This window comes from Streptomyces sp. NBC_00727 (assembly GCF_045161745.1).
GTDB lineage: Bacteria > Actinomycetota > Actinomycetes > Streptomycetales > Streptomycetaceae > Streptomyces.
In genome coordinates, this window is sequence record NZ_CP108981.1 from 5,964,835 (window position 1) to 5,978,717 (window position 13,883).

Here is a 13,883-nt window from a genome sequence, read left to right on the forward strand (position 1 = left end):
GCCTTCGTTACGGCGCTGACCCGACCTCCGGATCGGCCGCCAGGATCTCCTCCGTGACCGCCCACAGCCGGGGCACGAAGCGCAGGACCTCGTCGCGGCGGGCGAGCAGTTCCTCGGTGTCGGTGAGGCCCGTGAGGTCGGCGACGGCCTCGCGGAACGCCGGGAGCCGGGCGGTGTGCAGGTCAGGCGCGTCCACGGCGAGGGCCGTGTGGCAGCGGGCGAAGGTGGCCAGGAGCCAGAAGACCGCCTCGCGGTGGTCGCCCCGGTCGATCAGCTCGCGGCTGCCGTCGACCGCGATGGGGCGCGCCCGCATGGTGAGGTCGCTGCTGAAGAAGAACGGGGTGCGGGCGACGGGGACCGTGGCGTCGAACGTCCGCGTCAGCTCGGCCAGATGGTGCCGCACCCGCCGCGCGGAGACCTCCTCGCAGCCCAGGAGCGCCAGGAGTTCCGGGTAGAGGGCCTCCTGCCCGTACGCCGTCAGGACGTCGCGCACGGCGGGGTAGCGCAGCCGGACGGTCGGGTTGCGCAGCGCGGCCACCAACGGGAGGTGTGTGGTGACGCCGGTGGGGAAGAGCCACGCCATCACGCGGGTCGCGAAGGGCTGTCCGGGGTCCAGGGCGGTGAGCCGGCTCTCCACGCGGTGCCGGGCGTCACGGCACCTCCGGCGCACCTGATCCCGCTGGGCGAAGCGCGGTGCGACGTACGCGTGCAGCGCGCGCAGCCGGCCCGTGGGGTCGTCGATGACCGTGTCGTGGCGGAAGCCGCCCGCCAGGTGGTACGCGCCCAGCACCGCGTCCGGGTCGGCCAGCAAGGACCACGGCTCGTACGTGATCTCCAGCAGGGCGCCTTCGTGGAGCAGCTTGCCGGGCTTCGCCGGTGCCTCGTTCCCCGCCGTCACCACGACCACGTCCACGTCGGAGGAGACCGGCAGCTCCGCGTCGTCGGGGCGCCCGACCGTGGACCCGCTGAAGTACGCCCCGAGGTAGCCGGGGGCGGGGCGGGCGTGGGCGGCGACCCAGTGCTCGGCGGCGGCGCGCGCTTCTGCGACTCTCATCCCCGACTCCTATGCGCCGCTCCGGCCCGGCGTCAAGCACGGACGGTAACGTCGGCGGAGTTTCGTCGCCCCGTCCCCGCGAACGCCCGGTGAGGTACCCGATGCGCAAGATCATCTACTGGATGTCGATGTCACTCGACGGCTTCATCGAGGGGCCGGGCCGGAACATCGACTGGCATACGGTGGACGAGGAGCTCCACAGCTACTTCAACGAGCAACTGGCCGGTATGGGCGGCATGCTGGACGGCCGCGTCACCCACCAGCTGATGGCCGACTTCTGGCCCACCGCCGACCAGGACCCCGCCAACGAGGGACCGATGGCCGACTTCGCCGTCATCTGGCGGAACATGCCGAAGTACGTCTACTCGCGGACGCTGGAGCACGCCGACTGGAACACCACCATCGTCCGCGAGGTGATCCCCGAGGAGGTCAGGGCCCTCAAGGAGCAGCCCGGCGGCGACCTCGCCCTCGGCGGCGCCGATCTCGCCGCGTCCTTCGCGGCGCACGACCTGATCGACCAGTACCGCGTCTACCTCCACCCGGTCCTCATCGGCCGGGGCAAGCCGATGTTCCCGGCCGAGGAGACCCTGCGGCCCCTCCGCCTCACCGGCAGCCGCACCTTCGGCACCGGGGTCGTGGAGCTCTGTTACGACCGCGCCTGACCGGTGGCGCCCCGGGGCCGGCCCGGGACGCCACCGGACCGTCAGCGGCCCGACTGGAGCGCCGTCCAGGTGGCCGGGCCCACGATCCCGTCGGCCGTCAGCTCCCGGCTCGTCTGGTAGGAGCGCACCGCCGTCGCGGTCCCCGGGCCGAAGGTGCCGTCGGCCTCCACCGTCGAGCCCAGCGCCGCCGTCAGCGCGCGCTGGAGCCGCTTCACGTCCTCGCCCGTCGCGTCCTCCGCGAGCACCGGCGTCGTCCCGGCGGACAGCAGCGCCGTCCACGTCCTGGCGCCCACGACCCCGTCGGCGTCGAGGCCGTGCGCCGCCTGGAACGACGTCACCGCGGTCGCCGTGGCCGGCCCGAAGGCACCGTCCGCCTCGCCCGCCGGGTAGCCCTGGTCGGTCAGCAGCCGCTGGAGGGCGGTGACCTGAGGCCCCGTCGAGCCGCTGCGCTGGGTGGTGTACGTGGCGAAGCTCAGCCCGTCCCGGGTCTCGCCGCCCGTCCCGGTGCCGTTGACCAGCTCCATGTAGCGGTCCCAGTCCCAGTAGGGGCCGGGGTCCGTGTGGTCGTTGCCCGGGGCCTCGCTGTGGCCGATGATGTGCGCCCGGTCCTTCGGGATGCCGTACCGGTCGAACAGGGAGGCGGTCAGGGCGGCGGACGAGCGGTACATGGCGTCCGTGTACCAGGTCGGGTCGTCGATGAAGCCCTCGTGCTCGATGCCGAGCGAGGAGGCGTTGGCGCTGCGCGCGTGGTACGCGGTGTCCGCGTCCCGCACCATCTGGGTGATCTGGCCGTCCGACGAGCGCACCACGTAGTGCGCGCTCACCACGGACACGGGGTCCTGGAACCAGCTGATCGAGCCCGCGTACGAGCCCTGGGTGACGTGGATGACGACCTTGTCGATCTTCGCGGTGCGGCCGGTGGTGTAGTTGTTCGGGTCGGCCGGGACCCAGAGCGCCGCCGGGTAGTCGACGCTGCGGACGCCGGTGTCCGCGGCGGCGATCCCGTCCTTGTGCGGGGAGACCGGCCGGCCGGTGACCGTGATCCGCTCGCCGTTCGGAGCGAGCGCGTCGAGGCCGTCCGCGAGGAACGTGTAGACCGCGTCGGCGTAGAGCGCGGCGGCCTGCCCGTCCGTACCGCTGTACCGGGCGACGGCCGGGTACCAGGCGTCGATGTCGTCGCGGTCCCGGGCGTCGAGGCCGAGCTTGTCCGCGTAACCACGCAGTACCGCCGCGCCGCCCAGGATGTTGGCGCCGGTGTCGGAGCGCAGGGCGGCGACCGGTTCGCCGGTGAGGGCGGCGGCCCGTTCCAGGGTGTGGTGCGCCGGGTTGCTGACCAGGTGCATCACACCGAAGCCGCCCGCCTGGCCGGGGCGCCCGGCGTGGCCGTCGAGCCGGGTCTCGCCGTACCCGACGGCGGCGAGCAGATCACGCGGTACGTCGAACTCCTCGGCGGCCCGCTCGAACGCCCGGTCCATCGGGTGCCCGGTGTCCGCGGCGGCGAGAGCCGGGGTACCGGTCGCGGCCAGGACGGTGGCGGTGAGAGCCGCCAGTACGGAGGCACGTGTGGGCATACCTGCTCCTGCTCTGTGGGGGAGGGCGCACGGGGGCCGGGCACCCGCGAAGCCTGCTCACGATAGAGAGCCGCCGAAGGTATGACAATCAGCCTGCATGCGTGTCGAGCCGCCACCACTCCGACGGAGTTGACGGCCCGTGAGCAGGCCCGCGCCGCGCGGGATTCGTACACGTGGACAGCAGCCCACCGCACGAGGGAACGCGGACCGGACGCGTCGCCGCCAGGGCGTATAACAGAGAACTCCGGACCGGCCGGCGTCCCCGATGGCACTCACATCTCACGCGGCAAGGCGTCACCGCGTACGACAGCGGAGAAGTGCCCGATGAGCATGAGCACGGCAGACGAGATCAGCACCTTGCTGACGGCGAACTTCGGAACCGACCCCGTGGCGATCCGCCCCGACGTGCCCCTCCGACAGCTGCGCCTGGACTCCCTGGCGCTGGAGGAGCTGCGGCTCCTCATCGAGGACCGGCTCCACGTCGACCTCGACGACGTCCAGCTCACCTCGCGCGACACGGTCGGCCAGCTGGTCGACGCCGTGCACCGCAAGGCCGCCGCGTGACGGCCCCCTACCGCCTGCCGCCGTTCGCCGCGGCCGTCACCGGCATCGGCCTCGTCACCTCCGCCGGTGTCGGCGCCGACGCCACCTGGCGTGCGCTGAACGACCCCGCGTGCGCGCCCCGCGTCCCCCACCGGGACGAACTCCAGGGCCTGCCCTGCGACTTCATGTACAGCGTCACCGACCTGGACACCCGGGCCGTCCTCGGGGTCGCCGCGCACCGGCTCATGGACCGCTTCTCGCACCTCGCGGTCATCGCCGCCCGCGAAGCCGTCGCGGACGCGGGCCTGGACCCCGCCGTCTGGGACAGCGGCCGGGTCGCCGTCGTCATCGGCTCCGCCCACGGCGGCCTGCCCTTCTACGACGAACAGCACACCGCCCTCACCGAGCGCGGCGCCCGCCGCGTCTCGCCCAAGCTCGCCCCGCTCGCCGTCGTCAACGGCGCCGCCAGCAGCGTCGCCACCGACCTCGGCGCACGCGGTCCCAGCCAGGCCGTCTCCACCGCCTGCTCCTCCGGCACCGTCGCCATCGGCACCGCCCACCAGATGCTGCGCACCGGCGCCTGCGACATCGTCGTCGCCGGCGGCGCCGAATCGGTCTGCTCCCGGCTCCTGATCGCCAGCGCCTGCCGGCTCAAGGCCGTCTCCACCCGCATCGACGACCCGCAGGCCGCCTGCCGCCCCTTCGACACTCACCGCGACGGCTTCGTCGTCGGCGAGGGCGCCGGACTCCTCGTCATGGAACGCCCCGAGCACGCCCGCGCCCGGGGCGCCGCCGTCCGCGCCCACGTCGCCGGCTACGGCTCCTCCAGCGACGCCTACTCCGCCGTCGCCCCCGACCCCGACGGGCTCGGCATCGAACGGGCCCTGCGCACCGCACTCGCGGACGCCGGGGCCGGCCCCGGCGACATCGGCCACGTCAACGCGCACGGCACCTCCACCGTCTCCAACGACCTGATCGAGACGGTCATGCTCCGACGCGTCCTGGGCGAGCACCCCCTCGTCACCTCCACCAAGGCGATGACCGGCCACACCCTCGGCGCCGCCGGCGGCATCGAGACCGCGCTCACCGTGCTCGCCCTCCAGCACCAGCTCGTACCGCCCACCGTCAACCTCGACGCCCCCGACCCGGACATCCCCGTCGACGTGGTGAGCAAGGAGGCCAGGCCCGCCGCGTTCGACGCGGCCGTCAAGACCTCGCTCGGCTTCGGGGGCCACAACGCCGCCCTCGTCCTCACCAGGTGACCGGGGTCAAGGGGGTGTCTTGTCGGTCGGGGTCGGGTAGGGCGCGGCGTCCGGTGCGGTGCATCGCAAGGCGCCGGGGCGTCCTCATCGCGGAGCGATTAGGGCGTTTCGGCAACGCGGCGAGGTGCCGTGCCAGGCGTTGCGGACCCGGCCCTGATCGGCAAGACACCCCCAAGGACCGAACGACATGAGCGAAGAGATCATCCGGACCCTCACCGTGGACGGGCTGCGCTACCACTACCGACTCCTGCCGCAGCCCGCGCCCCGCACCGAACCGGTCGTCGTCCTCGGCGGCGCGCTCCAGGGCATGTACGGCTGGCCGCAGATGGACGAGCACCTGGGCCCGCACGCCTCGGTCGTCACCGCCGACCTGCCCGGCATGGGCGGCGCCGACCCGCTGCCGCCCGGCACCGGGGACGACCTCCTGTACGCCGCCGTCAGCGGCATCATCGACGACCTGGGCGCGGACCGGGTCAACCTCTTCGGCTTCTCCTACGGCACCTCGATCGCCTTCGGCTGCGCCCGGCGCGACCCCGGCCGGATCGCCCGCCTGGTCCTCGGCGGCGTACCGTCGCACATCAGCGAGGCCCAGCGCGAGGGGTGGGGCCGTGCCGTCGGACGGCTGGAGGCCGGGGACGCGGAAGGGCTCGCGGCGCTGACCGCCGAGGCGCTGATGTGCCTGGACCCGGAGCGCCCCGTCCACCGCAGGGAGCTCGCCCTGCGCTATGTGCGCCGGTCCTTCGTGCACGCCCTCACGCACTCGCCGCACGCGGAACGCTCGCTGCGCCGGGCGCTCGACCACCGCCCGGACTTCTCCGGCGGCCTGACCGGGGTGCCCGCGCTCGTCTTCGCGGGCGAGCACGACACCGTGACCTCGCCGCGGCGGCAGCGCGCCTTCGCGGCGACGATCGAGGGCAGCCGCTTCCTGACCATCGGGGAGTCGGACCACTGGGTCGTCCTGGAACGGCCCGACGACGTGGCGGACCTGGTGGCGCGCTTCGTCACCGACCGGCCGCTGGAGTCCGCGCCCGCGCTGCTGCCGCTCGCCGCGCTGCCGCGTCCGCGTACGGGGGCGGCCGGTCATGCCCTGCCACGGGCGGGCGGCTGAGCCGCCCGCCCGCGCGCCGGGTCAGTGGTGGCCGTGGTGCCCGTGGCCTCCGTGCCCGTGACCGTGGTCCGGGGCGTTCACGTCGACCCGCACGATCTGCGGGTCGTGGTCGCTCGCCTGGTCGGCGAACTCCGCGTTGATGTGCACCACGTCGTAGTCGAAGCGGCGCACCCCCGGGCTGGTCAGGATGTGGTCGAGGGTCTGCGAGTTGCCCTCGTACACATAGCTGTACTGCTCGTTCTTCGGCAGCGTGGTGATCAGCGGCTTGAGGACCTTGCCGTCGGTCAGCGCGCCCACGGTCGGCGAGAACGCGAAGTCGTTGAGGTCACCGAGGACCACGACCCGCGCCGACTTGTCCGCCGCGAGCAGCGACTTGACGAAGGTGTTGACCTCCTTCGCCTGCTGCACGCGCTTGGTCTCCGAGCTGCGCACCGGCTCCTGGTAGCGGCCGTGCAGGGGCTGGTCGCCGCCCTTGGACGCGAAGTGGTTGCCGACGACGAAGACGGGCTTCCCGTGGAACCGGAACTCGCCGACCAGCGGCTTGCGGCTGTCGTCCCAGGCCGCACTGGCCGGGGCGATCCGGCCCGGCGACACCGAAAGCGTGACGCCCTTCTTCGTCTTCACGGCCGCGACGGGCGTCGTCGCGTCGCCGCCCGGGCGGTCCACGAAGTCCACGCGCTTCGGGTTGAAGAGGAACACGTTGCGGATGTTGCCGCCGGGCTCGCCGCCGTCCTTCCCGTCCTGCGGGGCGACATAGCGCCAGGAGTAGCGCGGGCCGCCCGCCGCGACGATCGCGTCCGTGAACCGCTTCAGCGTCGCCTCGGAGCCGACCGTGCCGTCCTTGACCGCGCCGTTGTCGTCCTGGATCTCCTCCAGGGACACGATGTCGGGCGAGGACAGGTTGACCGCGACGCCCTCGGCCAGGGTGTCGAACTTCGCCTGGTCGTCGAGCGCGTCGAGGTTCTCCACGTTGTATGTGGCGACCGCGAGCTCCTTGCCCTTCTGCTTGCGGGTGACCTCGCGCCGCAGGTGGTGGTCGGTGACCTTGCCGAGCGCGGTGGCCTGGAGGTTGTAGCCGCCGTACGAGTCGTAGTCCAGGACGCCGGAGGTGGTGCCGGCGAGCACGTCGCCCACGTTCGCGGTGGGCACCGGCGCGGCCGGGTCCAGCGACAGGACCTTGATCCGGCCGGTGTTCTGGTCGGTGTACGAGGCGTAGAGCGTGCCGCCGCGCCGGGTCGGGTTCTGCTTCGGCTCGACCGTCACCCAGACCTCGTGGTACGCGGTCGTCGCGCCGGTCACGCGGGTGTCGGCGATCTGGACGCGGGTGCCCTCCAGGGACTCGTACAGGTCCAGCGCGTACGTCGACGGCTCCAGGGGCAGCGCGTCGATCGAGCCGCCGCCGGCCGAGGGCACGTACGCCGACGGCACCGCCTTCGCGTCCAGCACCACCGGCGCGGGCAGCGCGTTGCCGGACGAGACGACCGTGACCTTCGGAGCGGTGATCTCGGTGACCGACTGGGTGGTGGACGACGGGTAGTACTCGGCCACGGTGCCGCTCACCAGCACCGAGTCGCCCACCTGCACGGCCGGCGCGGCGGAGCCGGTGTACACGAAGACGCCCTCGCCGGTGCGCGGGTCGGCGTCCGGGGCGGTGTCCTGGATCCAGAAGCCGCGCGAACCCGAGGCGCGTACGGCCGTGACGACGCCCGGGACCCCGGCGACCGCCTTGCCGTCCAGCGGGGAGACCCGGGTGGTGCCCTGGATGTCGTGGACGCGCACGGTGCCGGGCTCGGTGGGGTTGCCCGGGTCGCCCGGGTCCTCGCCGCCGCCCGAGGTCTCGCCGGCCGCGTTGACCGGGGACGGGGCCGCCGCGGTGAGGTCGGCGGCGTTGTCGTCGGTGTCCGCGAGCGAGGCCGCGCGCGCCACGGAGGCGGTGGCGGAGGCGCCCTTCGCCGGTCCGCTGCCTTCCCGGACGACCGCGGTGCCGTAGCCGGCCAGGTCCACGATCCGGGTGTCGGCAGCGCAGTCGGCGGCCGTCTTGCAGGTCAGCGGGGTGGTCCCGGAGACCAGGGCGACGGTGCCGGCCGTGGCGGACATCGCGACGGTGCCGGTGGCGTCCGGGGTGGGCAGGGCCACCGTGCCGCCCGTGCCCGCCGCCTCCGCGACGAGATACCGGCCGCCGGGCGCGACGGAGCCGCTCAGCTCGGACACCTGCCACTTCGAGCCCGCCGACGGTGCGCCGGGCAGGTACTGGACGCTGAGGCCGGACAGGTCGTACGCGGCGGAGCCGGCGTTGGCCAGCTCGACGAAGTCCCGGGTGAGCGTCGCACCCGAGTTCCCGCCGCCCCCGTACACCTCGGAGATCACGGCGGACGAGGACGGGGCCGCGAAGGCGGCGGGCAGCGCGGTCGCCGAGAGCGTCACGGCTACCGCGCCGGCCAGCAAGGCGGAACGGGTGGTGGATATGCGCACGGAGAATGCCCCTCAGAGTGTGGTGAGGGAGCACAAGCTATGCGCGTAGAACAGGCGATGACAAGGCATCAGAGGTGAATTCCGTAAAACGTTCGATGACGAGCGGAGCTGTCCAGGATGCGGCGATGGTTTGACCGGGTTGCGCCCACCCGGCTACCTTGCGCGGCATGCAGCGATCCGCACACCTCACGACGCGGGGTCACATCGACCTCAAGCGGGTGTGCTCCGCCGTGTGTCACCGCGCCTGAGGCACCCCGCCCGCGCCGCCCTCCCGCTCCCCGAGGACCCGCGACCGCGGCCCCGTGCCACGCCGACACCGCGCCCATCGCCGCCCCCGAGGTCTGGAAGACGCTGTGAAGAGTCTGTCCGCCCCCGCCCGTCGCCCCCACGAGACCCCCGCCGCGCCGCTGCGCCGCGCCGACATACCCGCCCCGGTGCCGGTCCGCCGCCAGACCGGCACCGGCTCGGTCTTCGGCGCGATCCTCGACCACGGCCCCGTGGCCCGGTCCACCGTCGCCCGCCTCACCGGCCTCTCGCCCGCCTCCGTCAGCGGGCACGTCGGCCGGCTGCTCGCCCGCGGACTGGTCCGGGAGAGCGCCGAGACCGCCGGCCCCAAGGGGCTCGGCCGGCCGCACATCCCCGTCGAGATCGACACCGGGAGCTATCTGGTGGCCGGCGCCCACATAGCCGTCGCCCACTCCACCCTCTCGCTGATGGACCTGCGCGGCCGGATCGTCGCTCAGGACCGACAGCCCCACCGCACCACCGACCCCCACCGCCTCCTCGCCGAACTCGCCTCCCGGCTGCCCCCGTTGGTGGCCGCCCACGCCGGCGGGCGCACCGTCCTCGCCCTCGGCCTGGCCACTGGGCACCGCGTCGACCCCGAGAGCGGCGTGATCGTCGCGCACCCGCAGCTCGGCTGGCAGGACGTCCCCGCCCGCGACCTGCTCGCCGCCGCGACCGGGCTGCCCGTCCACGTGGACAGCCACTCCCGCGCACTGGCCCGGGCCGAGCAGCTCTTCGGCCAGGAGTCGACCCGGGCCAGCACCGTCCTGCTCTTCGTCGGCGCGGTCGTCGACGCCGCCTTCGCCACCGAGGGCGCCCTGCACCGCGGCCCGCGCTCCGGGGCGGGCAGCGTCGCCCATCTGCCGCTGGGCGCCGGGGGATCGGGCGGTGCTGAGCCGTGCTCCTGCGGGCGGTCCGGCTGCCTCCAGTCGGAGGTCTCGGAGCGGGCCACGGTGCGGCGCGCCGCCGCCCAGGGGCTGGTGACCGGGTCCTTCCCGGAGCTGCTGGACCGGGCGCTGGCCGGGGACGCGCGGGCGGTGGCGCTGTTCCGCCGGCGGGCCCGGCTGGTCGGGCGGGCCGCGGCGCTGCTCCTGGACATGTTCGACCCGGAGGTGCTCGTCGTCGTCGAGCCGGGGGCCGGGCGGATGCCGGAGTGCCTGGCCGATCTGCGCGCGGAGGTGGCCGAGCGCTCCTGGGTGTGCGACGACCCGGAGCGGGCCGTGGTGCCGAGCAGCTTCACCGGCTCGGTGCCGGCCGTGGCGGGCGGCGCGGTGGCGCTCGGCTCGCTGTACACAGACCCGCTCGGGCCGTGGCCGGCGCTGCCCGCGGTGTCCTGAATGCGGACCCGCCGCACCCCTCCCGTAATCCGACTTAATTCAGTCAGTTGCATTGTTGACCGGCCGCAGAGACCGACGGGATGATGGATTCATGACCAGCCGACAGCGGAATTCAGGTAAAGCGTCCTCGGTGACGCGGCCCTTCCGCTCGTCCACGCCCACGGCCGCCACGGCGTGTCCGTGTTGCGGTTGCTGTCCGGGCCTCCGGTAAACACCCGCTGATATTCGGCGAACGTTCCGCGCGTCCGCGCGCCTCGCCGTGCGCGATTCCGTACCCGCCTCCGTGCGCACCGCCGCGCGCGTTTCCGTGCGACAACGGCAATTCCGCGCTGCCCTTTCCGACTTTCCATCCCGGGAGAGACGTTGACCGTCACTGTGCCCTCGTACGCCGCCCAGGCCGCCGCCCCCGCCCCGGCGGGGATCGCCCCCGACCGATTCCGGCAGGCGTTCCGCCGCTACCCCGCCGGGGTCGTCGTCATCACCACCGACTCCGGCCGCGGACCCGTCGGCTTCACCGCCACCTCTCTCACCTCCCTCTCGCTCACCCCGCCGCTGATCTCGTTCGGCATCGGGACCGCCACCTCCTCGTGGCCGCACTTCGAGCGCGCCCGTACGGCCGTCGTGCACTTCCTCGGCGCCGAACAGCAGCCCCTGGCCGCCACGTTCGCGACCAGCGGCATCGACCGCTTCGCCGCGCCGACCCGCTGGCACCGCCTGCCCGGCGGCGAACCGCTGCTCGACGACGTGGCCGGCCACCTGCGGGTGGAGACCGAGCAGATCGTCCCGGCCGGCGACCACCGCATCGTCATCGCCCGAGTGGTGGACGCCCAGCTCGACGAGGGCCGCAGCCCCCTGCTCTTCCACGACGGCGCCTACCACTCCCTCTGACCCGGACCAGGACCTCACCCATGCCACGCCACCGCACATCACCGCCCCTCGGCCGCCGGTCGTTCCTCGCCCTCACCGGCACCGCCCTCATCGGCACGCTCGCCGCCTGCTCGCCGCGGACGAAATCCGCCGCGAGCGCCGAACCGGCCGGAAAACTGCCATCCGGGAAGCCGCCACCCGGTACGGAACTCTCCGTCGCCGTCCGCTCCACCCGACTCCAACTCGGCCCCGCCGGACTGAAGAAGGACCTCCCGTTCACCGTTTCGCAATGGCCCAACCTGAACGCGGGCCCCGATATCATCCAAGGATTCCGGGCACATTCCATCGACCTGGCCGTCAACGCCGGAATTCCGCCGATCCAGGCCCGCGCCATCGACGTCGGCGCGAAGATCGTCGCCGTGCAGGTGCGGAACAATCCCTCGTACGTCTTCGCCACCGCACCCGGCTCCGACATCCGGTCCGTCGCCGGCTTCCGGGGCAAGAAGATCGGGTTCTCCCAGGGACAGGCCCAGGGGGTCGTCGTACTGCGGGCGCTGAAGCAGGCGGGAATCTCCAACAAGGACGTGGAGCTGGTCGCCCTGCCCAGCACCCAGTTCCTCACCGCCCTGCAGTCCAAGCAGGTCGACGTCGCCCCGCTCGGCGAACCCACGCTCACCAAGTACCTCACCCAGTACGGCAAGGACGGGGCACGCGGCGTGAAGACCGACGTCGTGGACCTGCTCACGGTGCTCTGGGCACCCAACGAGGTGCTGAACGACCGGGCCAAGGCCGCCGCCGTCCGCAGCTTCATCCCGCTGTGGGCCCGGGGCCAGGTCTGGGCGTGGGAGAACACCGACGAGTGGATCGACACGTACTACGTCAAGGACCAGGGCGTCTCCCGGGAGGACGGCAAGCGCATCGTCGCCTCGCTCAACAAGCCGCTCTTCCCGGCCTCCTGGGACGAGGCCATCGCCTGGGAGCAGGAGACCGCAGACCTGCTCGCCGCCGGCGGATTCGTACCGGAGCAGGACGCCGCCGAGCTGTTCGACCGCCGCTTCGAGGCGCTGGCGGCCAAGTCCGTACCCGCCCAGTACCGGGAGAAGTCATGACCGAGCTGCTGACGCACACCCCCCGCACCGCCCCGCCGGTGAACACCGCCGCCGCCCCCGCGAAGGCACCACCGATCGCACCGAGGGATACGCGCAGACGGCTGGGACCCGGGCGGGCCGTACCCTTCGGGCGGCTCATCGGACCGGTGCTGGTCATCGCCCTGTGGTGGGCGGCATCCGCGACCGGCTACCTCGACCCCCGGATACTCTCCGGCCCCGGCACGGTCCTCTCCACCGCGTCCGACCTCGTCTCCAGCGGCCGGCTCCAGGACCACGTCCTCATCTCGCTCCAGCGCGCCGGACTCGGCCTCTTCTTCGGGGTGAGTGCCGGGGTCCTCCTCGCCGTCGCCGCCGGACTGAGCCGGACCGGCGAATACCTCCTCGACGGACCGCTCCAGATCAAACGCGCGATCCCCTCCCTGGCCATGCTCCCGCTGCTGATCCTCTGGCTCGGCATCGGCGAGCAGATGAAGGTCACCGTCATCGCGCTGGGCGTCGCGGTGAACATGTACATCAACACCTACGCCTCGCTCACCGGCATCGACAGCCGCTACGTCGAACTCGCCGAAGGGCTCGACCTGAGCCGCGCGCAGTTCATCCGCAAGGTCGTCGTCCCCGGCTCACTGCCCGGCTTCTTCGTCGGGCTGCGCCTCGGCGTCACCGCCTCCTGGCTCGGGCTGATCGTCGTCGAGCAGATCAACGCCACCAGCGGCATCGGCTACATGATGTTCCAGGCCCAGCAGTACGCCCAGTCCGACGTGATCATCGTGGGCCTGGTGGCCTACGGGATCTTCGGCTTCGCATCGGACGCGGCGGTACGCGCCGTCGAGAGGAAGGTCCTGTCATGGCGACGCACCCTGGCCGGCTGACCGTCCCCGGCGCGACGGAGGAAGCCCCGCGCCCCGCCATCCGCACCCGGAAACTGGTCCGCCGCTTCGGAGACCGCAACATCCTCAAGGAGCTCGACCTCACCGTCGCGCCCGGCGAGTTCACCGCACTGCTCGGGCGCAGCGGCTCCGGCAAGTCCACCCTGCTCCGGGCCGTCGCCCGCCTCGACCACACCGTCGAGGGCTCCGGTGAGCTCACCGTCCCCGACCGGGTCTCGCTCTCCTTCCAGGACTCCCGGCTGCTGCCCTGGCTCCGGCTCATCGACAACGTCACCCTCGGGCTGCGTGGCTCCGGGGCCCGGGAACGCGGCCTCACCGCCCTGGCCGAGGTCGGCCTGGAGGGCCGCGACCGCTCCTGGCCACACGAGCTGTCCGGCGGCGAACAGCAGCGCGCCGCCCTCGCCCGCGCCCTCGTCCGCGAACCCGAACTCCTCCTCGCCGACGAGCCGTTCGGCGCCCTGGACGCGCTGACCCGGATCAAGATGCACGACCTGCTGCGCGAACTCTACGAACGCCACCGCCCCGCGGTGCTCCTGGTCACCCACGACGTCGACGAGGCCGTTGAACTGGCCGACCGGGTCCTGGTCCTGGAGGACGGCCGGATCTCCGTCGACCTCACCGTCGACCTCCCGGCCCCGCGCTCCCGCCGGGACCCGCGCTTCCAGGAGTACCGCGACACCCTGCTCACCGCCCTCGGGGTCGCCCAGCCCCCAGGGGTCGGCAACC

Annotated in this window: 11 protein-coding genes and 1 pseudogene; 9 read left to right on the forward strand and 3 right to left on the reverse strand. The window is 73.0% G+C overall.

Annotation, left to right across the window (positions count from 1 at the left end; all coding sequences use genetic code 11):
- Nucleotides 1-7: 7 nt before the first annotated feature.
- Complete coding sequence (locus OG242_RS26995; RefSeq protein WP_405900607.1) at nucleotides 8-1,054, reverse strand: hypothetical protein; 1,047 nt, start codon at nucleotides 1,052-1,054, stop codon at nucleotides 8-10.
- Between the two features lie 101 nt (nucleotides 1,055-1,155).
- Between OG242_RS26995 and OG242_RS27000 the strand changes: the two genes are divergently transcribed.
- Nucleotides 1,156-1,716, forward strand: a complete 561-nt coding sequence (locus OG242_RS27000) for a dihydrofolate reductase family protein (protein WP_405900608.1) — start codon at nucleotides 1,156-1,158, stop codon at nucleotides 1,714-1,716.
- Nucleotides 1,717-1,757: 41 nt separating this feature from the next.
- On the opposite strand, the gene OG242_RS27005 is transcribed toward OG242_RS27000, so the two are convergent.
- Nucleotides 1,758-3,287: a peptidoglycan-binding protein gene (locus tag OG242_RS27005; RefSeq protein WP_405900609.1), complete on the reverse strand. Its 1,530-nt coding sequence runs from the start codon at nucleotides 3,285-3,287 to the stop codon at nucleotides 1,758-1,760.
- A 330-nt stretch (nucleotides 3,288-3,617) separates the two neighbouring features.
- Here OG242_RS27005 and OG242_RS27010 point away from each other — a divergent pair, with 330 nt between their 5' ends.
- The 3 genes from OG242_RS27010 to OG242_RS27020 all read left to right on the forward strand — a co-directional run bounded on the left by OG242_RS27010 (nucleotide 3,618) and on the right by OG242_RS27020 (nucleotide 6,200).
- Nucleotides 3,618-3,851, forward strand: a complete 234-nt coding sequence (locus OG242_RS27010; RefSeq protein WP_405900610.1) for an acyl carrier protein — start codon at nucleotides 3,618-3,620, stop codon at nucleotides 3,849-3,851.
- The gene (locus tag OG242_RS27015) at nucleotides 3,848-5,092 is read left to right on the forward strand and encodes a beta-ketoacyl-[acyl-carrier-protein] synthase family protein (protein WP_405900611.1); all 1,245 of its coding nucleotides are present in this window, start codon (nucleotides 3,848-3,850) and stop codon (nucleotides 5,090-5,092) included. Before OG242_RS27010 ends, OG242_RS27015 begins: the two co-directional genes overlap by 4 nt.
- Nucleotides 5,093-5,279: 187 nt before the next feature.
- Nucleotides 5,280-6,200, forward strand: a complete 921-nt coding sequence (locus OG242_RS27020; protein WP_405900612.1) for an alpha/beta fold hydrolase — start codon at nucleotides 5,280-5,282, stop codon at nucleotides 6,198-6,200.
- A gap of 21 nt (nucleotides 6,201-6,221) precedes the next feature.
- Here OG242_RS27020 and OG242_RS27025 read toward each other — a convergent pair whose 3' ends face one another.
- Entirely contained in the window at nucleotides 6,222-8,672 is a 2,451-nt protein-coding gene (locus OG242_RS27025) for an endonuclease/exonuclease/phosphatase family protein (protein WP_405900613.1), read from the reverse strand.
- Between the two features lie 353 nt (nucleotides 8,673-9,025).
- Between OG242_RS27025 and OG242_RS27030 the strand changes: the two genes are divergently transcribed.
- The 5 genes and pseudogenes from OG242_RS27030 to OG242_RS27050 all read left to right on the forward strand — a co-directional run.
- Entirely contained in the window at nucleotides 9,026-10,294 is a 1,269-nt protein-coding gene (locus tag OG242_RS27030; protein WP_405900614.1) for an ROK family protein, read from the forward strand.
- 363 nt (nucleotides 10,295-10,657) lie between these two features.
- Complete coding sequence (locus OG242_RS27035) at nucleotides 10,658-11,182, forward strand: flavin reductase family protein (protein ID WP_405900615.1); 525 nt, start codon at nucleotides 10,658-10,660, stop codon at nucleotides 11,180-11,182.
- A 20-nt stretch (nucleotides 11,183-11,202) separates the two neighbouring features.
- Entirely contained in the window at nucleotides 11,203-12,270 is a 1,068-nt protein-coding gene (locus tag OG242_RS27040) for an ABC transporter substrate-binding protein (RefSeq protein ID WP_405900616.1), read from the forward strand.
- A complete protein-coding gene (locus tag OG242_RS27045) occupies nucleotides 12,267-13,139 on the forward strand; it encodes an ABC transporter permease (RefSeq protein ID WP_405900617.1) in 873 nt (290 codons plus the stop codon). The genes OG242_RS27040 and OG242_RS27045 overlap by 4 nt, the downstream gene beginning before the upstream one ends.
- Nucleotides 13,115-13,870, forward strand: a pseudogene (locus OG242_RS27050) (ABC transporter ATP-binding protein); the annotation flags it as partial. The gene OG242_RS27045 and the pseudogene OG242_RS27050, both read left to right, overlap by 25 nt.
- Nucleotides 13,871-13,883 lie beyond the last annotated feature (13 nt).

Excerpts from the sequence above, each read along its gene's own strand:
- OG242_RS26995 (WP_405900607.1), bottom strand. The coding sequence starts at position 1,054 with ATGAGAGTCGCAGAAGCGCGCGCCGCCGCCGAGCACTGGGTCGCCGCC.
- OG242_RS27000 (WP_405900608.1), top strand. The coding sequence starts at position 1,156 with ATGCGCAAGATCATCTACTGGATGTCGATGTCACTCGACGGCTTCATC.
- OG242_RS27005 (WP_405900609.1), bottom strand. The coding sequence starts at position 3,287 with ATGCCCACACGTGCCTCCGTACTGGCGGCTCTCACCGCCACCGTCCTG.
- OG242_RS27010 (WP_405900610.1), top strand. The coding sequence starts at position 3,618 with ATGAGCACGGCAGACGAGATCAGCACCTTGCTGACGGCGAACTTCGGA.
- OG242_RS27020 (WP_405900612.1), top strand. The coding sequence starts at position 5,280 with ATGAGCGAAGAGATCATCCGGACCCTCACCGTGGACGGGCTGCGCTAC.
- OG242_RS27040 (WP_405900616.1), top strand. The coding sequence starts at position 11,203 with ATGCCACGCCACCGCACATCACCGCCCCTCGGCCGCCGGTCGTTCCTC.
- OG242_RS27045 (WP_405900617.1), top strand. The coding sequence starts at position 12,267 with ATGACCGAGCTGCTGACGCACACCCCCCGCACCGCCCCGCCGGTGAAC.